General features: G+C 69.5%; 20 protein-coding genes and 4 pseudogenes. 12 read left to right on the top strand and 12 right to left on the bottom strand.

What is annotated here, in order from left to right; translation table 11 throughout:
- The first annotated feature begins 162 nt into the window (after nt 1-162).
- On the top strand, nt 163-1,176 hold the full coding sequence (locus ACFU5F_RS39310; RefSeq protein ID WP_383898081.1) for a zinc-binding dehydrogenase: 1,014 nt from the start codon (nt 163-165) through the stop codon (nt 1,174-1,176).
- A 238-nt stretch (nt 1,177-1,414) separates the two neighbouring features.
- The gene (locus ACFU5F_RS39305; protein WP_383898079.1) at nt 1,415-1,810 is read left to right on the top strand and encodes an AMP-binding protein; all 396 of its coding nucleotides are present in this window, start codon (nt 1,415-1,417) and stop codon (nt 1,808-1,810) included.
- A gap of 15 nt (nt 1,811-1,825) precedes the next feature.
- On the opposite strand, the gene ACFU5F_RS39300 is transcribed toward ACFU5F_RS39305, so the two are convergent.
- Complete coding sequence (locus tag ACFU5F_RS39300) at nt 1,826-2,413, bottom strand: TetR/AcrR family transcriptional regulator (RefSeq protein WP_383898078.1); 588 nt, start codon at nt 2,411-2,413, stop codon at nt 1,826-1,828.
- 167 nt (nt 2,414-2,580) lie between these two features.
- On the opposite strand from ACFU5F_RS39300, the gene ACFU5F_RS39295 reads away from it, so the two are divergent.
- Nucleotides 2,581-2,865 carry an SDR family NAD(P)-dependent oxidoreductase gene (locus ACFU5F_RS39295; RefSeq protein ID WP_383898076.1) on the top strand — a complete coding sequence of 95 codons (285 nt, stop codon included), beginning with the start codon at nt 2,581-2,583 and terminating at the stop codon, nt 2,863-2,865.
- A gap of 13 nt (nt 2,866-2,878) precedes the next feature.
- Complete coding sequence (locus tag ACFU5F_RS39290) at nt 2,879-3,295, top strand: SDR family NAD(P)-dependent oxidoreductase (RefSeq protein WP_383898074.1); 417 nt, start codon at nt 2,879-2,881, stop codon at nt 3,293-3,295.
- A 567-nt stretch (nt 3,296-3,862) separates the two neighbouring features.
- On the opposite strand, the gene ACFU5F_RS39285 is transcribed toward ACFU5F_RS39290, so the two are convergent.
- The 4 genes from ACFU5F_RS39285 to ACFU5F_RS39270 all read right to left on the bottom strand — a co-directional run bounded on the left by ACFU5F_RS39285 (nt 3,863) and on the right by ACFU5F_RS39270 (nt 7,580).
- A complete protein-coding gene (locus ACFU5F_RS39285) occupies nt 3,863-4,696 on the bottom strand; it encodes an enoyl-CoA hydratase/isomerase family protein (RefSeq protein ID WP_383898072.1) in 834 nt (277 codons plus the stop codon).
- A gap of 120 nt (nt 4,697-4,816) precedes the next feature.
- Nucleotides 4,817-5,623 (bottom strand): strictosidine synthase, encoded by an 807-nt coding sequence (locus ACFU5F_RS39280; protein ID WP_383898071.1) that lies wholly within the window; start codon nt 5,621-5,623, stop codon nt 4,817-4,819.
- 31 nt (nt 5,624-5,654) lie between these two features.
- On the bottom strand, nt 5,655-6,521 hold the full coding sequence (locus ACFU5F_RS39275) for an alpha/beta fold hydrolase (protein ID WP_383898070.1): 867 nt from the start codon (nt 6,519-6,521) through the stop codon (nt 5,655-5,657).
- 63 nt (nt 6,522-6,584) lie between these two features.
- Nucleotides 6,585-7,580, bottom strand: a complete 996-nt coding sequence (locus ACFU5F_RS39270; protein ID WP_383898068.1) for an NADP-dependent oxidoreductase — start codon at nt 7,578-7,580, stop codon at nt 6,585-6,587.
- 148 nt (nt 7,581-7,728) lie between these two features.
- Here ACFU5F_RS39270 and ACFU5F_RS39265 point away from each other — a divergent pair, with 148 nt between their 5' ends.
- Entirely contained in the window at nt 7,729-8,406 is a 678-nt protein-coding gene (locus ACFU5F_RS39265; RefSeq protein WP_383898067.1) for a TetR/AcrR family transcriptional regulator, read from the top strand.
- Nucleotides 8,407-8,570: 164 nt separating this feature from the next.
- On the opposite strand, the gene ACFU5F_RS39260 is transcribed toward ACFU5F_RS39265, so the two are convergent.
- Together ACFU5F_RS39260 and ACFU5F_RS39255 are read right to left on the bottom strand one after the other, a co-directional pair.
- Nucleotides 8,571-8,717, bottom strand: coding sequence for a hypothetical protein (locus tag ACFU5F_RS39260; RefSeq protein ID WP_383898065.1), 147 nt, complete (start codon nt 8,715-8,717; stop codon nt 8,571-8,573).
- 325 nt (nt 8,718-9,042) lie between these two features.
- Nucleotides 9,043-9,969 (bottom strand): NADP-dependent oxidoreductase, encoded by a 927-nt coding sequence (locus ACFU5F_RS39255; RefSeq protein ID WP_383898085.1) that lies wholly within the window; start codon nt 9,967-9,969, stop codon nt 9,043-9,045.
- Nucleotides 9,970-10,114: 145 nt separating this feature from the next.
- On the opposite strand from ACFU5F_RS39255, the gene ACFU5F_RS39250 reads away from it, so the two are divergent.
- The 4 genes from ACFU5F_RS39250 to ACFU5F_RS39235 all read left to right on the top strand — a co-directional run bounded on the left by ACFU5F_RS39250 (nt 10,115) and on the right by ACFU5F_RS39235 (nt 12,549).
- Nucleotides 10,115-11,149 carry a GlxA family transcriptional regulator gene (locus ACFU5F_RS39250; protein ID WP_383898083.1) on the top strand — a complete coding sequence of 345 codons (1,035 nt, stop codon included), beginning with the start codon at nt 10,115-10,117 and terminating at the stop codon, nt 11,147-11,149.
- Nucleotides 11,150-11,460: 311 nt separating this feature from the next.
- Nucleotides 11,461-11,709: a hypothetical protein gene (locus ACFU5F_RS39245; protein ID WP_383898063.1), complete on the top strand. Its 249-nt coding sequence runs from the start codon at nt 11,461-11,463 to the stop codon at nt 11,707-11,709.
- Between the two features lie 191 nt (nt 11,710-11,900).
- Complete coding sequence (locus ACFU5F_RS39240) at nt 11,901-12,128, top strand: hypothetical protein (protein WP_383898062.1); 228 nt, start codon at nt 11,901-11,903, stop codon at nt 12,126-12,128.
- A gap of 28 nt (nt 12,129-12,156) precedes the next feature.
- On the top strand, nt 12,157-12,549 hold the full coding sequence (locus ACFU5F_RS39235) for a hypothetical protein (protein ID WP_383898060.1): 393 nt from the start codon (nt 12,157-12,159) through the stop codon (nt 12,547-12,549).
- A 566-nt stretch (nt 12,550-13,115) separates the two neighbouring features.
- Here ACFU5F_RS39235 and ACFU5F_RS39230 read toward each other — a convergent pair.
- The 3 genes and pseudogenes from ACFU5F_RS39230 to ACFU5F_RS39220 form a co-directional block, all read right to left on the bottom strand.
- Nucleotides 13,116-14,084: pseudogene (locus tag ACFU5F_RS39230) on the bottom strand (transposase family protein); the annotation flags it as partial.
- Nucleotides 14,085-14,179: 95 nt separating this feature from the next.
- Complete coding sequence (locus ACFU5F_RS39225) at nt 14,180-14,893, bottom strand: hypothetical protein (RefSeq protein WP_383898059.1); 714 nt, start codon at nt 14,891-14,893, stop codon at nt 14,180-14,182.
- 422 nt (nt 14,894-15,315) lie between these two features.
- On the bottom strand, nt 15,316-15,708 hold the full coding sequence (locus ACFU5F_RS39220) for a MerR family transcriptional regulator (RefSeq protein WP_383898057.1): 393 nt from the start codon (nt 15,706-15,708) through the stop codon (nt 15,316-15,318).
- Between the two features lie 90 nt (nt 15,709-15,798).
- On the opposite strand from ACFU5F_RS39220, the gene ACFU5F_RS39215 reads away from it, so the two are divergent.
- Nucleotides 15,799-17,058: an MFS transporter gene (locus tag ACFU5F_RS39215; RefSeq protein ID WP_383898055.1), complete on the top strand. Its 1,260-nt coding sequence runs from the start codon at nt 15,799-15,801 to the stop codon at nt 17,056-17,058.
- 339 nt (nt 17,059-17,397) lie between these two features.
- Here the strand turns inward: ACFU5F_RS39215 and ACFU5F_RS39210 are convergent, their stop codons facing one another.
- The gene (locus tag ACFU5F_RS39210; RefSeq protein WP_383898054.1) at nt 17,398-18,138 is read right to left on the bottom strand and encodes a class I SAM-dependent methyltransferase; all 741 of its coding nucleotides are present in this window, start codon (nt 18,136-18,138) and stop codon (nt 17,398-17,400) included.
- Nucleotides 18,139-18,236: 98 nt separating this feature from the next.
- Nucleotides 18,237-19,744: pseudogene (locus tag ACFU5F_RS39205) on the bottom strand (ISL3 family transposase).
- A 101-nt stretch (nt 19,745-19,845) separates the two neighbouring features.
- Here ACFU5F_RS39205 and ACFU5F_RS39200 point away from each other — a divergent pair.
- Nucleotides 19,846-20,175: pseudogene (locus ACFU5F_RS39200) on the top strand (thiamine pyrophosphate-dependent enzyme); the annotation flags it as partial.
- A gap of 757 nt (nt 20,176-20,932) precedes the next feature.
- Nucleotides 20,933-21,769: pseudogene (locus ACFU5F_RS39195) on the top strand (hypothetical protein); the annotation flags it as partial.

The following is a 21,769-nucleotide window of genomic DNA, read 5'->3' as shown; positions in this document are numbered from 1 at the left end:
TTCGGCGCCATCGACGGCGCCTCGTTCCAGCTCGCGTGCGGGACTGCGCGGTCATCGGTGCCCCGCACGACGGCTGGGCCACCTGCGCACAATCCGGCCCCCCTCCCGTCTCCCGTCATCCGATCGGACGGCGAGGAAGCCCTTCAGAGGAGTGACACATCCATGACCCTCATGCGAGCCGCGCGCCTGCACCTGCCCACCCACACGCTGACGATCGAGGAGGTACCCCGGCCGACAGCCGGCCCCGGCCACGTGCTCATCGAGGTTGCGGCGGCCGGTGTGTGCATGTCCGACGTCCATCTCATCGACGGCACCCTCGGCCGCCCTCCGCACCTTCAGGGGGACACCGTCACCGTCGGCCACGAGGTCTCCGGCACGATCGTCGAACTCGGTGACGACGTCACTCAGTTCACCCTCGGCCAGCGGGTGGTCCTCCAGGCGGGCGTCATCAGGGGCGGTCAGATGCATACCCGCGGAGTGGATTTCGACGGCGGATGGGCCGAATACACCCTGGCGAGCGTCGAGTCCGTGTTCCCCCTGCCCGACTCCCTTCCGTTCGAGCAGGCGGCGATCATCCCCGACGCCGTGTCGACCCCGTGGGACGCCATCGTACGTACCGCCGCCGTCCGGCCCGGCGAGGCGGCCGGTGTCTGGGGCGTGGGCGGTCTGGGAGCCCACGCCGTGCAGTTGCTGCGGGCCGTCGGTGCTTTCCCGATCATCGCGGTCGACCCGGTTGCCGCCGCGCGAGGGCGGGCGCTGGACCTCGGTGCGGACCTTGCCCTCGACTCCGGCGACCCGACGTTCAGGGAGCAGGTGCTGTCCGTCACCAAGGGACGAGCTCTGAACGCGGCGTTCGACTTCGCCGGCGTCACCCCCGTCCACGAGCAAGCTCTGACCGTCCTGGCGCCAGAAGGCCGCCTGATCCTGGCCGGACTGTCCGGCCGGCCGCTCGTCGTGAACGACAGCACCATGTTCAGCTACCTGAAGCACGAGATCCGCGGGCACTTCGGCACCAAGCTCGACGCCGTACCGCAGCTCGTGGAACTCGTGGGCGGCGGACGGCTCGACTTCTCCCGGTCCATCACCGACGTACTGCCGCTGGAGAAGGCGAGCGTCGCCGTGGAGCGTCTGCACACGAAGGAGGGCAACCCGCTACGCCTGATCCTCAAGCCCTGAGTCACACCAGGTCCTCACCAGTCCCGACCGACCGGGCCATGACCTCGCACAGGCGTCATGCGCCTTCTCGTGTTCCGCGAACGAAACCACGGCCCTCCGGCCGTGGTTTCTCGTGTCGCGGCACCAGTGCCCCCGGTCGCAGGCACTCCTAGGGTTCCCGTACCTCCCGTCGCCGCGACGTGAACTCCCCGCTTCCGCAGCGGATCAACGCCCTGCCGTGCCGACAGAAGGAGAGATCGTGAACCAGCCCCTCTCGCTCGCGCACCTCGTGCGCGACCGTGCCGACACCGACACCGACACCGACCTCGACGTCCTGACTTTTGAGCACGAGGGTCGCACCCAGGTACGCATGTACGGCGACCTCTGGGCCCACGCCCTGCGGCTCGCCGACGTCTTCTCGGCGCTGGGCGTCTCCCGCTCGGAAGGCTTCGGCTTCCTGCTCCACAACGAACCCGAGTTCGTCGAGTCCATGATCGCCGCGAACGTGCTCGGAGAGGTGTTCGTCCCTCTGGATCCGCGGCTGCGGGAAGACCGACTGGCGTTCATGATGGGCGGCAACGGCCGGATGACTTGCCATTTGGGGATTCGGGCCATGCCGCAGCCGAGGACTATCCGGATGGTTGCCTGGGCCTGAGGCTGGGGCCGCGCTTCAGCGAGGCAGCAGGACGGCGACCTGCCTGTGGATGTCCTGCACGATCTCCTCGACGCTCAAGGCGATGTTCACGCTCGCCGCCATGCTGAGGAACATCACGGCGGACACGATGTGTGCCAGTGTCGCGGCGTCGCCCTCTGCGACCCGCTCGTCTCGGCGCAGAACGGCGGCGACGGCCTCCTCGGTCTGCGCGACGATGGCGAGTGCTGCGCCGTGTCGGGGCTCCTCGGGGTCGCCGAAGACCATCTCGCGCAGGTAGGTGCGTCCGTTGTCGATCTGGGTGCGGTTGCACTCGACGATCGGCCGGACGATCGCCAGCACCGCGTCCAGCACGCCTGGGACGGTCTCGGCGTCCGCCCGGCCCTGCTCAAGTGCTTCGACGTACTTGGCGTTCTGGACAAGGAGGAGGAGTTCGCCCTTGGTCTTGGCATAAAGGAACAGGGTCCCGGTGCCGATGTCGGCCTGGTCGGCGATCTGCTGGGTCGTGACCTCATCGACGCCGTGCTCGGCGAACAGCTCACTGGCGGCAGCGACGATGCGGTCGAGTTTCTCCTGCTTGTTCCGCTCGCGCCGTCCGACAGGCATGACGGTGTCCTCCAGACGTAGATTCTGACTGTAATCAGATTTGATTGTACTCAGTACCGTGTGAGCTCGACTGTGGCTCTGCTCATTCTCCCATCGCGGGGGTGGCGTGTCCTTGCTCCACCCGTGCGCAGCCACGAACCTCGCATCCCCCTTGGAAGAAGGAACCCATGCCCTCCCTCGATGGAGCAGCCGTCCTCGTCACCGGCGCCAATGGCGGTATCGGCACCCACTTCGTCCACGAAGCCCTGGCTCGCGGCGCCGTCAAGGTCTACGCCACCGCCCGCTCCCCCCGCGCCTGGGACGATGACCGCATCGTCCCCCTGACCCTTGACGTCACCGACCGTGCGTCGATCGCCGCGGCCGTCGCCGCCGCGGCGGATGTCACCGTGCTCGTCAACAATGCGGGCGCTGTCCCGCCGAGCGCGAGCCAGCAGGACGTCACCGAGGCGTGACATCCGGGCGAACATGGAGACGAACTTCTTCGGACCAGTCTTCCTCGCCCGCGCCTTCGCACCGGTCCTCGCCGCCAAGCAGGGGTCGATCCTCGTCGACGTGCACTCCGTTGCCAGCTGGTATGCCTTCGGCGGCGCCTACAGCGCGTCCAAGGCCGCACTGTGGTCGGCCACCAACTCGCTGCGCATCGAGTTCGCACCCATGGGCGTCCACGTGACGGGTGTGCACATGGGCTACGTCGACATCGGTATGGCCGCGCACGCCGACGGACCCAAGATGCTGCCGACGCAACTGGTGACGACGGTCTACGACGCCGTCGAGGCCGGAGAATACGAGGTCCTGGCCGACGAGTTGACCAAGGGGGTCAAGGCGGCTCTGAGCGGCCCGGTCGAGGCGCTTTACCCGGACCTGCACAGCACGGACGCCTGAGCTTGTTCTTCGGGCCCGACGTGATCTCTTCACGTCGGGCCCCGTGATCCATGGCGTTCGAACGGTGGGCCGACCGGTGTCGAGAAGGCGTACACCGTCGCGGCCGTCGAGCCGTGGACGACATCGACGGTCGATCCGGCAGCAGCCCGATCAGCAGCGGGGCACCCCACCGCCGTGGCGGCAGACCATCGCGGCTGTCGGGCCACGGGCTCAGGCGGTGCCAGGCACCGCGAGTTCGGCCCGGTCGGTGTCGGTGAAGCTTGGTCAGGCCATACTCGGCACGCACTCGTCCGCGCATCATCCGGTGCAGTTCGTCCAGCGACCGCCGGGGTACTTCCCCCCGCCGCCACTCGCAGCGGTGTCGGCGGGTACAGACTGCGCCACCGGGTGGTGAGTCCTGGCCAATGGGCCCGTGGCCTGGAGAGGGCGCCGACGCGTTCGAATTCACCCGCGATGATGGTGCGCCGGTCGACCACGGTGTCGAAGACGTCGGAAATCAGGTGGGCCCCGCGGCACAAGAGGACGGACGCGGCATCGGCTGCGTCCGTGCTCGCTTCCTGATGGGTGTCAGCGTTGCTGGTTGGCGATGCCGATGTAGTGCCCGAGACGGTACTCGAAGTCGATGCCGGCGTGTTCGACGACGGCCTGCGTGGCTGCGGCCCGGGTGAGGAAACCGGGGAGGGTGAGGGAGTGGGTGAACTCGCCGTACGCGGCGACCAGGTCCGCGTCCGGGGGCAGGGATGCCCGGTTGATCTGGGCTTTGGCCGAGGCGAGTGAGGTGCGGTCGAAGGAGGCGAGCCGGGCGGCGACGGTGCCCACGAAGGCGTCGAGTTCGCTGTCGGGGAGGGCGCGGGTGACCCAGCCCCAGCGTTCGGCGGTGTCGGCGTCGTAGTCGTCGCTGGTGAGGATGGCTTCCAGGGCGCGGTCGCGTCCGATGGCCCGGGGGAGGCGTTCGGTGCCGCCACCGCCGGGCAGCAGTCCGCTGCCGACCTCGGGCTGTCCGAAGATCGCTTTCTCCCGGCTGGCGTAGCGCAGATCGAGGGCGAGGGCGAGCTCGTTCCCGCCGCCGCGGGTGCGTCCGCGGATGGCCCCGATGGTGATGTAGGGCGCTTTGGAGAGTTCCAGGACCAGATTCGTCCATGCCGGCACCGCGTCCGGGTCTTCGGGGGCGGGGAAGTCGGCGGCGGCGGCCAGGTCGAAGTGGTTGTAGAAGAAGTCGGGGGTGGCGCTGTCGAACAGCACGACCTGGATGTCCGGGTCGGTGGCCAGTTCGGTGACGATCTCGATGAGGCGCAGGACCGTCTCGCCGACGATGAGGTTGACGGGCGGGTTGGCGAAGGTGATCTTCGCGATCTGCGGTGAGGTGCGCTCGTAGTGGATGGTGCTCTGCTGCTCGCTCATGGCTGGCTCCGGATGCGTGGTGGGTATCAGATGGCGACGGAGGCGCGAGGAGGGCCAGGAAGCCGGGGCGGATGGATTGCTGAGCAGATTCGGTGGTCCCGCTTCCTGTCTGCGCGCTGCTCACTCCTGATAGCGCGGGAGGATGTCGCCGTTCTGGACGTAGGTGAGGGTGGCGGTGACGTCGTAGGCGTGGATCGCGGAGACTTGCGGTGCCAGCCGGTCGGACAGGTCCTCGATCGCGTTGCCGCTGAAGAAGGCGTCCCGTGCCGCGGTGTCGGTGAACCCGAGGCTGACCGAGGCGTGGAAGTGCTGGTCGTGGGGGTTGTCGTGGGCGACGTCCGGGGTGTCCCAGAGCTTTTCGATCCAGGGCAGGAACGTCTGCGTGCGCAGTTCCTTCAGCACTCCGGTGCCGGCGAGCGCGGGTGCGAGCTGCTCGTTCACGAACTTCCGGAAGGCGCCGGCGCCGACCCCGTCTCTGCGGCGAAGGTAGATCAGCGCATGGGCACCGACCGTCTGTCCGGGGCCTGCGACGTCGTACCAGCGGGATGAGTTCGGCGGGCCGGCGTAGAGCAGGGTGCGGCGGAACACGTTGATCTCGTCGGCGTATGCCAGCTTCGTCTGCTTGCGCCCTTTCAGGGGTGCAAGCGTCGATTGGAAGGTGACTTCCGCGACGCCGTCGATCTTCCGGTCGGCGGGGATCGCGGTCTGGACCCCGTGGACGGCCGGCCACAGGCCCGTGTTGTGCTCGGCGAGGTGGATCTGCCGGTACTCCTCCAGGCCCGGGGTGGCGGAGATGATCCCTGAGTGCGGGCCCTTCCAGTGGTCCATGCCGGTCTGGCGGGGCTGGTCGGTGCGCACCCACAGCAGGATCGAGGAGGTGAGAGGCTTCTTCACTGCCAGGGGCGCGGCGGCCGGTGACGTGCTCATGGTGTTGCCCTTTTTCCAGGTCAGCTGGTGGTCATCGAGCCAGGAACTCGACCGCTACGGGGGCGAACTCCTGGTGGTACTGGAAGACGCCGCCGTGCCCGGAGTCGGGGTAGATGATCAGCTCGCTGCCCTTGATGCGCCGGTGCAGGTCCTCCGACAGGACCGACGGCACCATGCGGTCGTTGTCGCCGTTGGCGATCAGGGTGGGCTGCGTGATCGACGACAGGTCGTCGGGGGCGGAGCGCCCCCACTTCTTGATCGCCTTCAGCTGCGTCTGGAACGCCTTGGTCTTGATCTCCGCGTCGCGGTCGACGGTGCGCTCCTTGAGCCGGTTGACGAACGCGCGCCCGGCGGCCTTGCCGGTGGCGTTGCGGTTGAAGAACAGGAACTCCTTGGGGTCCGAGCGGGTCAAGGTGGCGCGCAGGATGTCCCAGTAGGTGATTCTGGCGACCTTGTCGATGTCCTTGCCGCCCTTGGGCCCGGTGCCGGTGAGGACCAGCTTGCGGACGAGCTCGGGGTGCTTCACCACCAGGGCCTGGGCGACCATGCCGCCGAGGGAGAAGGAGAAGACGTCGATCTTGTCGTACCCGAGTGCCTTGATGAAGGTGTAGGCGTCGTCGGCCATCGCCTCGACACTGTCCGGCACCTGACCGGTGGACGCCCCGACACCGCGGTTGTCGAAGGCGATGACGTGACGGCCCTTCGCGACGGGGTCGACGATGCGGGGGTCCCAGTTGTCCAGGGTCGCGGCGAGGTGGACGAAGAAGACGACGGGGATACCGCCCTTCGGTCCCAACTCGCGGTAGGCGTAGGTGACGCCGCCTGCGCGGACGGTGCGGGCCGGGGCCTTCGCGTAGGAGGTGATGACGGTTTCGTTCGGGATGTCGGTGCTGCTCATGACTTCTCCTCGTGCGTTCTGTGTCGCTGTGCGTTCTGTGTCGCCCGTCGCGGTTGCGGCGGGTCAGCTGCGGCCGATGACGGCCTTGCCGCGGATGCCGCCCTGGGACAGGGACTGCAGTGCCTGCGGGGTCTGGTCGAAGCCCACCACCTTTCCCACGACCGGGCGCACCACGCCCTGGTCGATGAGGGTGGTTATCTGGCGGAGCTGGTCGCCGCTGGCGCGCATGAACAGGAACTCGTACGTCACGCCGAGCTTCTTGGCCTGCCTGCGGATCTTGCCGCTCAGGCCTGCGACCGCCAGGCGCATCAGCGGGTTCAGGCCGGCCTCGCGGGCGAACGCGGGGTCCGGGGGACCGGTGATCCCGATGGCCTTGCCGCCGGGCTTGAGGACCCGCAGGGACTTCTCGAGGGTCTCCCCACCGATGCTGTCCAGTACCACGTCGTAGCCGGTCAGGAGCTGCTCGAAGTCCTGGGTGCGGTAATCGATCACCGTGTCCGCACCGAGCGCGCGCACGAAGTCCGCGTTGGAACCACTGGCGGTCGTGGCGACGCTCGCACCGAGGTGCGCGGCGAGCTGGATCGCGATCGAACCGACCCCGCCGGCGCCGGCGTGGATGAGGACCTTCTGCCCGGGCCGCACCTTCCCGCGCTCCACCAGCGCCTGCCACGCCGTGAGCGCCGCCAGCGGCAGCGAGCCGGCCTCTTCCATGCTGATCGAGGCGGGCTTGAGCGCCAGGTCGCCCTCCGCTACGGCGATGCGCTCGGCGAACGTGCCGATGCGGTCCTGGTGGGGCCGGGCGTAGACCTCGTCTCCGGGCTTGAAGCCGCGAACCGCTGTCCCGACGCCGATGACGGTGCCCGCGACGTCGTTGCCCAGGATCAGCGGCAGCTTGTAGGGCAGGATCTGCTTGAACTCACCGGCGCGGATCTTCTCATCCAGCGGGTTCAGCCCGGCGGCCTCCACCCGGACGAGCACGTCGTGCTCCCCCACGGTGGGTTCGGGGACGTCCGCCTCCTGCAGCGGCTCCTTGTACTTGGTGACGACGAACGCTCGCATGGGACGCCTCTCCTTGTCTTCATCCTGCTTATCGAGGTTTGAGGCCAGATCAACCAATTCGGCGTGATTTCCGGGGTCTCGCCTCACTCCCTCAACCCGAGTACACTCAACTATGAGTCTACTCAGAATTATTGTCAAGGGAGGTCCCATGGGACGCGGCCACATGCCGATCGGGCGCCGCGAGCGGGCCAGACAGGACAAGCGCGAGCGCATCATGACCGCAGCCCGCGAACTGTTCGCCGAACACGGCGTCAGCGGGGTCACGACACAGCGGATCGCCCACCGGGCCGACGTCGCGATCGGCACTCTTTACCTGTACGCGTCCACCAAGGCCGAGTTGCTGATCATGGTGCAGAACGAGAAGTTCGCCGCCGCCATCGATTCCGGACTCGCCGCCGCCAACGCCGCCGTCGGACAGGGCTTACTGGAGCCGGTCATCGCTCTCGTCCGTCCCGTGGTGGAGTGCCTGAGGGAGCACACCGAGAACGGCCGCACATACCTGCACGAACTCGTCTTCGGCGACCCGGCCGAGCCCTACCGGCAAGCGGGTCTGGCCCTTGCCGGCAGCCTCGAGGACGGCATCACCGGCCTGCTCACCCACAACGAGCACATCGATCCCGCCGACGCGGCGACCCTGGCGCGGGTGATCACCGCGATCATCCACATCGGCACCACCGCCACCCTGTACCTGCACCGCAGCGACGAAGCCGTCCTCGCCGACATCCGCGACCAGATCCACACCACCCTGACGCCCCACCACCGCGAGGCATTGACCACTCGCTCCACGAGCCAACCATCGAACACCTTGGAAAAGGGCACGTCATGAGCGCGCACTACGACGTCATCGTCCTCGGTGCCGGCTCGAGCGGGTACGCCGCCGCGATCCGCGCCGCGCAACTCGGCAAGAACATCCAGTCCGGCAGTCCGGCAGTCCGGCAGTGCGGACAACGGACAGCCGCAAACTCTGTCCACAATTCCGGTTCCGGCGGGCTACCGGCAGGCAGGGCGGACCGCGGTGGAGGAGCGGGGGAGCAGCGTGGCCGCGTCGCGGGTCGAGGCGGTCCGGCGGGCGGGCGCCGCTGACGGGCGGCCGACGAGGCCGCCGTCCTCGGTACCGAGGACGTCCTGGGCCCGCAACGCGCCCTCCCCGGTGCCACATACCGGCCGCGAGCACCCGCCGGCAGCAGCAGGCCCCGGCCATCACCGAAGACACCCCTCCGGCGCGAGCCGCAGCCCTGCCTCAGCCCCCGTGCGAGCCGCCGCCCCGGCCGTCACCGAAGCACCCCCGCGAGCCGCAGCCCCGCCCCCTCCGAAGCCCCGAGCCGCAGTTCCGTCTTGTCCGGCCGTGCCCGCAGGTCGGCCCCGTCCCGTTCGGCCGCGCCCGGAGCCCCGGGACCGGTCGGTCCCGGGGCTCCAGTCCCGCTTCACCTGCCCGCAGCCGACCCGGCCGGGGCGGCCGGCGTCAGGCGACGCTCAGGACGATCTTCCCGGTGGTGCGGCCCTGCTCGCCGATCTCGTGCGCCTTCGCGGCCTCGGCCAGCGGGACGACGGTCTCGACCACGGGCGTGAGCGCGCCCCGCTCGGCCAGGGCGGCGATCTCGCGCAGACCCAGGTGGTCGGGCTCGACCAGCATCCACACCGCCCGCACGTGGCCGGGGACGTCGGCGGGGACGTCGTCGGGGCCGGGCAGGGTGATCAGCCGGCCGCCCGGGCGCAGCACCGTCAGGGACCGCTCGGCGTTCTGGCCGCCGAGCCCGTCCAGCACCACGTCCACGTCCCCGACGGCGTCCTCGAAGCGGACCGTGCGGTAGTCGATCACCTCGTCCGCGCCCAGTTGCCGCAGCAGGTCGTGCTTGCCGGCGCTGGCCGTGCCGATGACGTACGCGCCGCGGGCCTTGGCGATCTGCACGGCCAGGTGGCCGACCCCGCCGGCCGCCGCGTGCACCAGCACCCTCTCACCGGCGCGCACCCCGGCGGTGTCCACCAGGGCCTGCCAGGCGGTCAGCGCGGCCAGCGGCAGCGCCGCCGCCTGCACGTGGGTGAGGTTCGCCGGCTTGGGCGCGAGGTGGCGGGCCGGGGCGACGACGTACTCGGCGTAGGCGCCGGCCTGCCGCGGGAACAGCGGCATGCCGTACACCTCGTCCCCGGGGCGGAACATCCCCACGCCCGGTCCGACGGCCTCCACGGTGCCGGAGACGTCCCAGCCGACCGCCGGGACCTCGCCCCACTCGATCAGGGCCCCGCTGGCCCGGGTCTTGAAGTCCACCGGGTTCACACCGGCCGCGTGGACCCGCACCAGGACCTCGTTCAGTCCCGGCTCGGGCCGGGTGACCTCACGCTCCACGAGCACCTCCGGTCCGCCCCACTGCTCCACGACCACCGCACGCATGCTGTCCGCCTCACTCTTGTCCGTCTTGATCGGATACCGGCCGCCCGGGCCCTTCCCGGCGCGACGCAGTCCACGATCCGGCACCCGCCCCCACCATGGTGTTGGCCGTCCGGCCACTATGTGACAGGATCTGGCCATGAGTGAGATGCAGTGGCCGTGCACCGACCCCCGCCCCGCCCCGAGCGCCGACGCGGCCGGGCGGCACCGCATCGCCGTCCTCGCCCTGCCCCGCGTCCCGCCCTTCGAACTCGGCATCCCCTCCCGCGTCTTCGGCAGCGTCCTGGACGCCGGCTCACGCCCGCTGTACGAGGTCACCGTCTGCACCGCCGACGGCGCCCCGGTCCTCAGCGACGCCGGATTCACCGTGCAGCCCGCGGCCGGTCCCGAGGCCCTGGCCGCCGCGGACACCGTGATCGTCCCGCCCACGCACGCCATGCCCGAGCTGGGCCGCGGCGGCCCCCTGCCGCCCGAGGTCACCGCGGCCATCGCCGGCATCCGGCCCGGCACCCGCCTGGTGTCCATCTGCACCGGCTCCTACGTCCTGGCCGCCGCGGGCCTCCTCGACGGCCGGCCCGCCACCACCCACTGGAACCTCGCCCCCGAGTTCCGCCGCGCCTACCCCCGCGTCAAGGTCGACGAGGAGGTCCTCTTCGTCGACGACGGCGACGTCCTGACCTCCGCGGGCGTCGCCGCCGGCGTCGACCTGTGCCTGCACATGATCCGCCGCGACCACGGCGCCGCCGCCGCCAACCGCGCCGCCCGCATGTGCGTCGTCCCGCCCTGGCGAGACGGCGGCCAAGCCCAGTACATCGACCGCCCGGTGCCCGAACCCACCGTCGCCACCACCACGGCCACCCGCGCCTGGGCCCTGGAACACCTCGGCGAACCCCTCTCCCTGAACCGCCTGGCCGAACACGCCCGGATGAGCCTGCGCTCCTTCACCCGCCGCTTCCGCGACGAGGTCGGCATGACCCCCGTGCAGTGGCTCACCGCGCAACGCCTGGAACTGGCCAAGCAGTTGCTGGAGACCACCGACCTGTCCATCGACCTGGTCGCCCACCGCTGTGGCTTCGGCTCCGCCAACTCCCTGCGCGCCCACATGCGCACCGCCTTCGGTGTCTCACCCGCCTCCTACCGCCGCACCTTCCGTACCGACGACCTGGTGGAAGCGGGCGTCTGAGGACACATCAGCGCCGCACATACCCGCTCCGCGGGCCGGCCGGGATCCGCCTGATCATCCGCTGCCGGTGCCCCCATCGCTGCCATGACCCCTTCTTCCAGCGAACCCGTGCTGGCTTCGTTCACCTCTAGGAACAGCGTTTGTCGATGGGTTGCGGAGGCGCACTTGGCGATCAACCGGCTCGGGAATGTCGACGAGCGATGACGGCACGTGTCCGGCCCCGATGAAGGCTGGTCGATCTCGCAGAGCTGGCGATCGGTAGGTTTGTGTCGTCGAACGTTGAGTCGCCTGTTCGAAGGGGTGGGGTAGAGGTGGAAGAGCCAGAGATCGCGATCAGACTCACCCGCGACGAAGCGACGGTCCTGTCGGACTGGTTGGAACGATTGCAGATGACCGATCTCAGCAACACGGTCGACGATCCGGCGGCATGGGCACCGATCCATCGGATCGCCGGTCAGTTGGACAAGATGCTGCCCGCGCTGTTCTTCCCCGACTATGACGTGCGGCTGGAGGAGGCCCGGCGCCGCCTGCGTCCGCTCGATGACGACAGCCAGGACTGAGCCGATCGAATCTCGCGTCAGGCCCAGCCCTGCCCGCGAATGCGGACCGGCCTGCCGCCCGTCAGGGCGGCGAGTCGGGCAGCGGCAGGTGTCAGCCGGCCTTGGCGGGTTCCTCAGCTCGCCGGGGTCCTGAGCGGCCGGTGTAGCCTTCTGGCCGTTCGAATTCAGGCAGGGGGTGGGGAGGGGATGCGATGGACGTGGCGCGGGTCATGGAGTCGTTGGCAGAGCAGGGTGTGACGGTGTTGTTCAAGGTCGACGCCGAGCGCATACGCGATGCGACGAAGCCTTGGACCTTTGTTGCGAGCGGCTCTCCGCTTCGGGATGATCTCCTGGTTCGCACGGACGCCGCCTCTCTGGAGGCGTGCCTGGAGGTCTGCCTACCGCGGCTGCGTGAGCTTGGATTGGTGATTCCCGATTGACGGCGCGGTTCAGGGCGGCCAGCGAGCCGTGATCGAGCTTCCCGAAGGGTCATGGTGGGACTGGGACATTGTCGCCTGGGACCCCGGACGGTTGCGTCTGGGCGCCGGGCACGACATCTCGTATGCCCACGGCTTGGAGCTGGTGTTCAGCGACCCTGTCTTTGTCACGTGCCCGGCCGCCTTCCAGGATCCTGTGTTCCGTGCGCCGACGCCTGACGAGGTCCGGCTCATTGCCCGGCAGGTCGGCGAGGCACCTCCCGTGCTGATTGCCTTCGAGGCCGATGCGGGCGGGCCGAGTCTCGCTTCCGGCCTGGTCGCGGCCGGGCAGCTCGACATCGTTCAGGGAACGGTCTTCCGGTACTGGCGCGAGAACCTCGCAGTCGGGGAACGTCTGGCTCCCTGGGTGAAACCTCCGGCTTGATCGCTCCTCGGCCTATGCGGCCGCCGCACCAAGGGCTTCGCCCGGACAACAATGTTCCTCCTCGACAGCAGTCCTGCTGCTATCACGCTGTCGCCCTTCCCCATGTGACCGGCTTTCCCGGCCTCCGAGTACTACGGTGACTCCGCCACGATCTGGCGTCACCAGCGGGCGTCGCGCCTGCCCGCCGCCCGGCCGGCTGCCGGACGGGAAGGGCGATGCCGGATCGCTTCCCACGTTCACTGAGGATTTCTGTGACGGCGTCGGTGCCCAGCTATACCCCGGCAGCATCGCCACGGACCGCACATCGCAGTCTTGGTCCGGGCCTCCCGAAACCCAGGGCTTCGGCGTAGTCGGCGGGCGTCCGTTTTATGATCATGTAAGGCCGAGGAGTGCGAGGGTCGGCGGGCGTCGCGTCTGTTGCGGCGGAGGCCGGCGGCGATGTTCTTGACGGTGCTCAGCCGGAGGGCGCCGACGGCGAGGTTGCGTCAGGTCGCCATCGCGCGGGGTGCGTTGCCGGTCCGCAACTGGGAGGCGTCCTCGGCGGAGGTGGTGTCGCGGACGTGGTGCAGGGCCTCGATCTTCCAGTGGTCGCGCATCAGTCTCGCGAGTTGGACGGGGGTGGCCTGCTCGGCGGTCAGGCTGGAGACCGCGTAGACGGTCGCGACGGTGGTCTTGCCGGTCTTGCCGGTCTCGCGGTCGGTGCGGCGGCGCTGATCTGGACGGCCTGGCGGGCGCCGGGGAAGAGCAAGCTGTTCACGGTGGCGACCTTGATCCGGCGGATCTCCGCGCGGCCGTGGCCGGTGCCCCGGGTGCGGCCCTGGAACGGGATGTCCTTCCAGGGAAGGCACTTCAGTTGCTTGCGCAGCTTCTTCTGGTTGCCCTTGACGGTCGCGATGTAATGGGCCCCGCGGCCCAGGAGGTAGGCGGCGTGCTCGCGTTGCGTATGGAGGGCGTCGCTGGTGGCCACGGTTGCCGGCCAGGTCGGCGACGGTGTCGAGTAGCGGCTGGAATCGGGTGACCTCACCGGTCTTCTCGCCGACGTCGAGCTGGGCCAGGACCAGCCCGGTGGTGTGCTCCACTGCGGCGAGCAGGTGGATCCTTCGCCCAGCCTTCGCCGCGCCGCGCAGGGACTTGCCGTCCACGGACAGTCCGCGCGGCCCGGTGTTTTGGGGCCGGCGGTCGGCGAGCCATCCGCCCACCGCCCGGTCCACGGCATCACCGTCGATGCGGGCGAGCAGCCGGCGGACCGTCGCCTCCGAGGGCACCAGCCTCCGGGGCAGTACTGGATCGGGGCTCACGCCGAGTCGCTCCAGCACGTGCGGCGGCGCGTCCGCGATCCACTCGCCGACCGCCAGCAGCGAGGTCGCGCCGGTCAGCACCGCGCACGCAGTCAGCGTGAGCACGACGGCCAGGGCATTGCGCACGCCGCGCGGATCGCGTGGATCCGGCACCTGAGCCAGCCGCTCCAGCAGGCCGGTCACCTCCCGGGGTCCGACGTCGGACTGCTCGCGGAGCCGGTCAAGGGCAGGCGGCATCAGGGATGATGCGTCGGCAGGCACGGTTTTCCAAGCAGGTCACGAGGGCGTAGAGCACTCCATGATCACGAGATCTTCCCGGCATCGTCCCCAGGTCACATCAACGCCGCAGCCTCGCCTGCAACCCAGGTCTGCCAGACATGACGGGTGTTCGGCAGGTCAGAGCGGTCAAGGAGCCAGAGCACATACCCTGCATGACACCGGGCCCACGGACTGTCCGAATCGGCTGCCCTACCGAGCCTGCCCCGTAGGTCAGCACTGTCGACAGCCCGGGCAACTCGCACGTACTCGCGATCCTTGCAGCGATACGCACGGTGGACGACGATCTCGACCAGGTCGGTGAGCTTCGCCTTGATCGCCTCCTCCTGGCGAGCACGCGCCACCTTCCGGATCAGACTCTGCTTCGTACCCCACGCCTTCGCATGCTGCGTCCACTCCCGCGGGTACCTCGCCTCCCACTCCAGGAAGAGCAACACATAGGGCAGCCCCGGCCACGTCGCCAGATCCCCGCCCACAGGACCACCCCACACCCCATCAGGCAGCGAACACCTCTGGGCTTGCTGATGCCTCCGGCGCGCCTGCACAAAGGCCGGCTCCCGGTACTGCTCGTCCGCTCCCAGGGGCCGCGTCAGCAGCCACATCTCGTTGGACCGGGCGAGCGCGTCCGTGACCTTCCTCTGAGCCTCCCCCAGACGGACGAGCGCTTCACCTCTCGCAGCCGGATCCTCCGCTATAAGTCCGAACGCCCAACCCAGTCGCTCAGCCCATGCACAAGCGTCGTCCGCATCTGTACCTGCCTCTTCAGCCACGCACGGGATCATCTCCCAGCGCAGTCGGCTCGCTCCACCCGACGGTGCGGGGGCCAAGGGCTCCGAGGCGGAACGGACGTGAGCAGGAACCGCCCGCGCGCCCTCTCTTCATCTCAAGTGATCACGAAACGGACGCCCGCCAACGACGCCGGAGCACTGTCCCGAAACCCATGGGACAAAGGCGACGGGAGAGGCGAGGCCATCGGATATAGCGCCGGCCTCACCTCCAACCCGGGGTTCAGCCTGCCTCCAGCTTCAACCGGTCCCTGCGAAGACCGGCGGCGGGCCTCTCATCACGCGAGATCCATCAGCGCCTCGTGGCGCACAGCCGAGTTCGTCGATGCCGAGAAGGCCGACGCGGCCGTAGCGGTCGATCGTCGTTCCTGGAGATCAACGAAGCCCACCGTCGTGAGCGTCTGCGGTCAGGGTGCCGCGTCCGTGGTGCCGAGTAGTACGCACTGATCGAAGTTCATGCAGCCGCACTCCAGGCAGTCCGCTACTGCCTTGCGCAGGGCCTGGGTTTGTGCGATGTGCTGGTCGAGTTCGGGCAACTTGCGCGTGGCCATGTCCCGCCACTGGCGGGTAGCGGAGGGTGTGGTGTCGCCGGCCAGTAGTTGCGTGATTTCAGCGAGGGTGAACCCGGCTCGCTGTGCCATCTTGATCAGGGCGACCCGGCGGATGGTGGTCGCGGGCCACACTCGGCGTCCGCCTTCGCGACGCGCGCCGGGCAGCAGACCGCGCTCCTCCCAGTAGCGCAGTGCTGAAGCGCGCACGCGGGCTTTGTTCGCGATCTCACTGATGGGCAGATATCGCATGCCGCCCCCCTTTCCCGTTTCGGCCTTGACTTCAAGCGTGCTTGAAGGACGACTGTGACCTGCATGGTCTCAGCAGCACCGGGACGCCTGATGCCCGGCCCCTACCGCTCCCTGTTCGCCGACCGCACCTTTCGTCGGCTGATGCCGGTCTTCGCGTTGTCCGACCTGGGCGACGGCATGACCGTGGTCGCTGTCGCGTGGCTCGCGTTCGCCCTGGGGCCCGACGGCGGCCAAGGCGCGCTGGCTGGCGTGGCTGTCGCCGCCTACGTCCTGCCCGGCGCCCTGGGCGCACTTGTTCTGGGTCGATGGATGCGGCTGCTTCCCGCGCAGCGGCTCCTGGTCACCGACTCCGCGCTACGGGCCGTGCTGCTGGGGGCGGTCCCGGTCGCGCACGTGGCGGAAGTGCTCACACCGGCCGTGTACGTCGGGCTCCTGGGTGCCTCCTCGCTGCTTCACGCCTGGGGCAAAGCCGGCAAGCATGCCCTGTTCGCTCCTCTGCTCTGCGACGACCAGCGTCTGGCGGCCAACAGTGTGCTCAGCACCAGTCTGTGGAGCGCGACGATCGCGGGCCCAGTTCTCGCGGGCCTGCTCGTGGGAGTGGTGTCCCCGGTATGGATCATCGGCTTGGACGCTGCCACGTTCGCCGTGCTCGCCTTCCAGGCCGCCCGCATCACCCTGCCCTGTTCGCCGGAATCAGGGCCGGTGGCCGGCGGTACACGGCAGGGGCTGAGTATTCTGCGGCGCCAGCCGGAACTCCTCGGCCTGCTCGTCGTGACCTGGGTGTTCAACCTTGCCTTTGGCCCCGTCGAAGTCGCCCTCCCCTTGTTCGTCTCCGCCGACCTCGATGCCGGCGCGGGGCTGCTCGGTGCCTACTGGGCCGCCTTCGGGATAGGAGCCGTCATCGGCGCTCTCGCGCTGGGCGCGGCAAGACGCCTTCCCCTGTGGCCAGCCATGCTCGGCATCATCGCAGGTCACGGCGTCGGCATGCTCCCCTTCGCCATCACGCACACCGCTCTGCCTTCCCTGATCGGCTTTGCTTTCGCCGGACTCGTCTACGGCCCCTACTCCGCCCTCTCCTTCACCCTGGTCCAGGACCGCGCACCTGCCGACTTGCTCACCACGGTTCTGGCTGCACGCAGTGCTGTACTCCTGACAGCCTCCCCCCTTGGAGCGGCGCTCGGAGGCTTCCTCCTCGACCGGACCAGTGCCCCCGCCATCCTCGTCGGCTGCGGCGCGCTGATGATCCTCATAGTCCCCACCAGCATCGTTGTACTGAAGCTCTACGGAAATCGTCGACGACGGCATCAGCCCTCACACGTCCCGGCCGAGCGAGCAAGGCACGCCGCCTGAGCGCCGCTGCATGGCGGCGAGCTCCCCGGCATGGTCGATCAGGAGCTCGCCGACCTCATCCGGCCGGGCCTGGCCCCCGCACAGGCGTGCATCCTGGCGGTCGCGTCATGCCCAGGAGCCGCGGACGTCCTTCTGGCCGCCTCGGGTGCGCCACACTGGAGGCAGGCGGCTGACGCCATTGCTCAACCCTCCCTGACCGCAGTCCAGTTACGGGAGATCACTGGTGTACTCGCCTCCCCCTGACCCGGACACCGAGCAGCGCATGCGCGCCCATCACGCCCGCGCCGCGATGGCTCTGGACGTACGAGGGGATGCCTTCGCGTCTCGGCGCGGCGGAACTCACGGTTTGTGGGCTACCCAGAGCAGTTCCGCCGGCCAACGGTGTGCCCAGTCGGGTGGGTCGGTTTCGTTGTAGCCGTTGGCTGTTCCGAGTTCGGGCCGCGGCTCGATGAGGTCGTCGATGATGAGACCTGCGCCGCGCAGAACCCTGACCCAGTCGCCGTAGGTGAGCTGATAGCTGGTCGCGCCGTCGTCTTCGGCGATGGTGTTCAGCCCGAAGTAGTCCTTCTGCAGCGTCGTGGTCACGCGGCCGGCGGCTTCGTCGTAGCAGGCTTCGAACCATGGGCTGGCGACGTTGAACACCAGGCGCCCGCCTCGGCCCAAGACGCGTGCGGCCTGCGGGACGGCCAGGTGCGGAGGCGCCCAGCTGAGCCCACCGAAGTCGCAGAACACCAGGTCGAAGCTGTCGGCGGCGAAGGGGAGTTGTTCGGCGGCGCCTTGCACTGGCGGGTAGCGTGCCGCTCCCATCGCGCGAGCCGCTGCGGCGAGTTGGGCTTCGGACAGGTCGAGTCCGACCACGGTGGCGCCCTCGGCGGCGAGCACCCTGGACCACTGGCCGGCGCCGCAGCCGAGTTCGAGGACGCGCTTGCCGGTGACGTCGCCCAGGGCGTGCAGGTGCGCGTCGGGGATGGAGTACATGCCCCACAGGCGGGGTGTGGCGCCGATCTGCGGGTCGTGCTCGTGCTGGTAGGCGCTGCTGATCTTGTTCCAGAGGCGCCGGTTGGCGGGGATGCTGTCCACGTGCCGACTCCAGCACTGCCTGCCGGGGGCGGTCAACACGATGGGGTCTGTCAAACGAGCGGCTCTGTCACGTAATCGGTGGTAGCGCTGCGTGGTGATCACTGGAGGAGGATGCGGTGGCGGAGCAGGGGGAACCCGGCTCGGCCGTGCATCTGCCTCATGATCCGCTTGGTCCGCGTGTTGACGCCTTCGGTGCGGCCGTTGTGGTGCGGGAGGGTGAGTCCGGCGTCGACGGCGGCGCGGTCGAGTTCGAGGCCGTTCGCGAAGGAGCGCGGGTGGGGCAGGTCGGCGGCGCGGACTGTGGTGATCCAGTCGGTGAGCTTGGCGTCGTTGCCTTCCGCTGGGGTCAGTAGCTGAGCGAACTCGCCGGTGAGCCGGGTGAGTTCGGTCATCTCGGGGCAGGCTCTGGTGAGTTCCCGCAGCAGTGCGGTGTCCTTGTCGCGCAGGTTCTCGGGGCGGGTGAGCAGGAGGCGGGCGAAGCGCTGCGGGGTGGTGACCGGCTTGTCGCCCTCAGCGCGGCCCTGGGTGATGTAGCGGTAGACCAGGTTGAGGCTGCCGGTGTATCCCAGCTCCTTGATCTCCCGGAAGAGTTGGAGGACGGGGACTGCCGGGTCGTCCGAGCGGCGGATGTGCAGGTCGTCGCGGTAGGGGTCGACGAGCGTGGGCCTGTAGCGGGGTGCGCGGCGGTCGCCGGTGGGTTCCTTCATGCGGGCGTAGCGCTTGACGGTGTTCAGGGCGACATCGAGTCGGCGGGCGCATTCGAGCAGGCCGACGCCTTGGCCGAGCAGTTTGTGGACCCGCTGCCAGCGCTCGCGGGTGGTCTGCTCGTGTAGGCCCCCGGGCCGGGCGGGGTTCACAGCGGTCGCCCAGCAGGCGGTGTGGGAGCGGACTTCGGACAGGACCTTGCCGCACAGGTTGCTCCACAAGTGCCACCTGTCGCTGACCTGCACCGCCTCGGGGAGGGCCTGGCGGATCGCCTCGCCATAGGAGCCGGAGCCGTCGCGGCAGACGTATGCGGACCCGGGATGCTCGCGCAGCCACGCGACCAGGGTCTGGGTGGTGCGGTCCGGCAGGACGTCGATCCGCTCGCCGGTCTCGGCGTCGATGATCACGGTGGCGTAGCGGTGCCGGCGCTTGAGGGCGAAGTCATCAATGCCGAGCACGCGCGGGACGCGCAGCGGCTGTACCGCCCTGCGCATGAGCATGCGCAGGGCGGTCGAGCGGGAGATCGCACAAGCCAGCACGCAGGAGAGGCGGGCGCCCGCCCGGCCCGCTAACTCCTGCACCACAAGCCGAGTTGGTCGGCCAGGCGGTTGGTGCGACGCTGGTAGCGCTCCACGACGCCGGGAACCTGCTCGCGGAACGTCTGCCGCGGGCAGCCGAGTACCGGGCAGACCAGGCGCCGGATGCGCACCGACGCCACCACCCGCCGTCCGTCCACCGGCACGTCCGCGACCACCCGTCTGTGGAAGCCATGCACCCGCCCCGTCGGCTGCCCGCACAGCGGGCACGGCACCGGGTCGTCGCGGGTCCGCGCCGACACCCGGATGACCTCACCCTCGTCCGTCACGCCCTCGACGACGAGGGCCGACAAGCCCGAAAACACCACACCCACAAGCCCATTGACATCGCGCACACATGGCAACGACGACCGTCACCCTTCGCTACCACCGATTACGTGACAGAGCCGCTCGTTTGACAGATCCGGACATGACGATCCTCGCCTACTGGGCCTGGTCCGCCTTCGACTCCCGCCGCCCTAACACCATGCACTCCGCGCAGGGCGCGGGCGGCCTCGGCTACGCCTTCCCGGCGGCGATCGGCGGCGCGGTCGCCGACCCCACCCAGCCGGTCCTCGCGGTCTCCGGCGACGGCGGCGCGCTGTACTCCATCGCCGAACTGGCCACCGCCAGGCAGCACGACCTGAACGTGACCTGGCTCATCGTCGACGACGGCGGTTACGGCATCCTGCGCGAGTACATGACGGACGCCTTCGGCCGGTCCACGGCGACCGAGCTGTCCCGCCCGGACTTAGTGGTCGGCTCCGTAAGTCCTTCGGGGGTTGACGTCGGAGGCAGTTCTGTGTCTGGCGTCTGCTCAGATGTCGGGGGCGGCGAGGTGGAGATGGCAGGCACAGTCGAGTGCGTCTGTCCGGGCTGCCGGGGCCGCCGGTTCCGGAGCGAGGTCCTCGCGGTGCGCTACGACGGGTACGACATCGCGGAGGTGCTGGCCGCGACGGTGGACGAGGCGCTGACCGTCTTCCGGGGCGTACGGCAGATCGCGGCCCGGCTGCAACGGCTCTCGGACGTGGGCCTCGGCTATCTCCCGCTGGGCCAGCCCGCCACCACCATCTCCGGCGGCGAGGCCCAACGCCTCAAGCTGGCAAAGGAGTTGGGGCGCCGTGCGACCGGCCGCACCCTCTACCTCCTCGACGAGCCGACCACCGGCCTGCACGCCGCCGACACCGCCCGCCTGCTCGACGTACTCCAACGCCTCGTGGACGCGGGCCACTCGGTCGTCACGATCGAGCACAACCTCGACGTCATGCGCGCCTCCGACTGGATCATCGACCTCGGGCCGATGGGCGGCGCCGGGGGAGGGCGGGTGGTGGCCGAGGGGACGCCGGCGCAGGTCGCGCGGGCGGCGGCGGAGGACGGGGTCGGTTCCCGGACGGGCGGGTTTCTGCGCGAGTCCGAGCCCGATGTCTGAGGCCGATGTCTGAGGCCACACTGCTTCGATTCGACGGGACAATAAATGCCTGAAAGCCAGGGCCTGTTGCGGTCACAATGCCCCTGTGAAGCATGCCGATGTCCTGAGCGGGCTTGCCGCCAACGCCTCCCTTCCGCCCGAACTCGTCGACCGTCTGATCGAACTCGCGGTCGCCGACACCGACGCCGACTTCACCAATGACCTCACCGAACGCCCCGACCTCACCCACGCGCAGGCGCTCGCGCTGTACGCACGCGTCCCGGAGAGCGGCCCACGACTCGTGCGCGAGGGCCGACTGACCGTCGCCGACGTCGATCCTGCAGCCGATCCGGACACCGCTCTCGCGCTGCTCGGCGAGGGGCGCGGCGATCCGGCGTGGGGCCGGGTCCTCGTGGCGGACCCGGATTCCCGGCGTCGGCAGCGGCTGGCCCAGTGTGTGGGCCTGCCGCCCGATGTCGTCGAGACGCTCGTCGCCGGTCCGGATGGGCGGGTGGTGGGGGAACTCGCCCTGTGGACGACGGATCGGGCGCTGGCCACGAGGCTCGCGGGGCATCCGAACGCCGAGGTCCGCAGGTATGCGGCCTGGAACGAGGCAATGCCACCGGCCGTACTGGCGGCACTCCTCGACGACAAGGGACTGCCTCCCGTACAGCGGTGCTCGGTCTGCAGCGTCGAGGAGACCGGCTGCGAGGTGCTGTCGTACGAGGTCTGTGACGGCACGCACGAGACCGCCGTGCACGCCGTACGGCACGGGGCCCTGAGCAACCCCGCCACCCCCATCGAGGCCGCGATCCCCTTCGCCGACGACCCGTCGGAGCTCCTGCGCTGGCCCCTCGCCGAGCGCTCCGACCTGCCCCCGGAGGTGAGCCGACGGCTCGCCACGGACCCCGACGCGCGCATCCGGGCCTGCATCGCCGAGAAG

The organism is Streptomyces sp. NPDC057438 (genome assembly GCF_042802995.1).
Taxonomy (GTDB): Bacteria; Actinomycetota; Actinomycetes; order Streptomycetales; family Streptomycetaceae; genus Streptomyces.
The sequence above is the reverse complement of the archived record's forward strand: the minus strand, read 5'-3'. Positions and strand labels throughout refer to the sequence as shown.

Coding starts and splice junctions, on each gene's coding strand:
- ACFU5F_RS39270 (WP_383898068.1), bottom strand. CDS start 7,580: ATGCGAGCGTTCGTCGTCACCAAGTACAAGGAGCCGCTGCAGGAGGCG.
- ACFU5F_RS39275 (WP_383898070.1), bottom strand. CDS start 6,521: ATGAGCAGCACCGACATCCCGAACGAAACCGTCATCACCTCCTACGCG.
- ACFU5F_RS39240 (WP_383898062.1), top strand. CDS start 11,901: ATGGACGTGGCGCGGGTCATGGAGTCGTTGGCAGAGCAGGGTGTGACG.
- ACFU5F_RS39310 (WP_383898081.1), top strand. CDS start 163: ATGACCCTCATGCGAGCCGCGCGCCTGCACCTGCCCACCCACACGCTG.
- ACFU5F_RS39300 (WP_383898078.1), bottom strand. CDS start 2,413: ATGCCTGTCGGACGGCGCGAGCGGAACAAGCAGGAGAAACTCGACCGC.
- ACFU5F_RS39280 (WP_383898071.1), bottom strand. CDS start 5,623: ATGAGCACGTCACCGGCCGCCGCGCCCCTGGCAGTGAAGAAGCCTCTC.
- ACFU5F_RS39220 (WP_383898057.1), bottom strand. CDS start 15,708: ATGCGATATCTGCCCATCAGTGAGATCGCGAACAAAGCCCGCGTGCGC.
- ACFU5F_RS39295 (WP_383898076.1), top strand. CDS start 2,581: ATGCCCTCCCTCGATGGAGCAGCCGTCCTCGTCACCGGCGCCAATGGC.
- ACFU5F_RS39255 (WP_383898085.1), bottom strand. CDS start 9,969: ATGCGTGCGGTGGTCGTGGAGCAGTGGGGCGGACCGGAGGTGCTCGTG.
- ACFU5F_RS39250 (WP_383898083.1), top strand. CDS start 10,115: ATGCAGTGGCCGTGCACCGACCCCCGCCCCGCCCCGAGCGCCGACGCG.
- ACFU5F_RS39285 (WP_383898072.1), bottom strand. CDS start 4,696: ATGAGCGAGCAGCAGAGCACCATCCACTACGAGCGCACCTCACCGCAG.
- ACFU5F_RS39265 (WP_383898067.1), top strand. CDS start 7,729: ATGGGACGCGGCCACATGCCGATCGGGCGCCGCGAGCGGGCCAGACAG.
- ACFU5F_RS39215 (WP_383898055.1), top strand. CDS start 15,799: ATGCCCGGCCCCTACCGCTCCCTGTTCGCCGACCGCACCTTTCGTCGG.
- ACFU5F_RS39290 (WP_383898074.1), top strand. CDS start 2,879: ATGGAGACGAACTTCTTCGGACCAGTCTTCCTCGCCCGCGCCTTCGCA.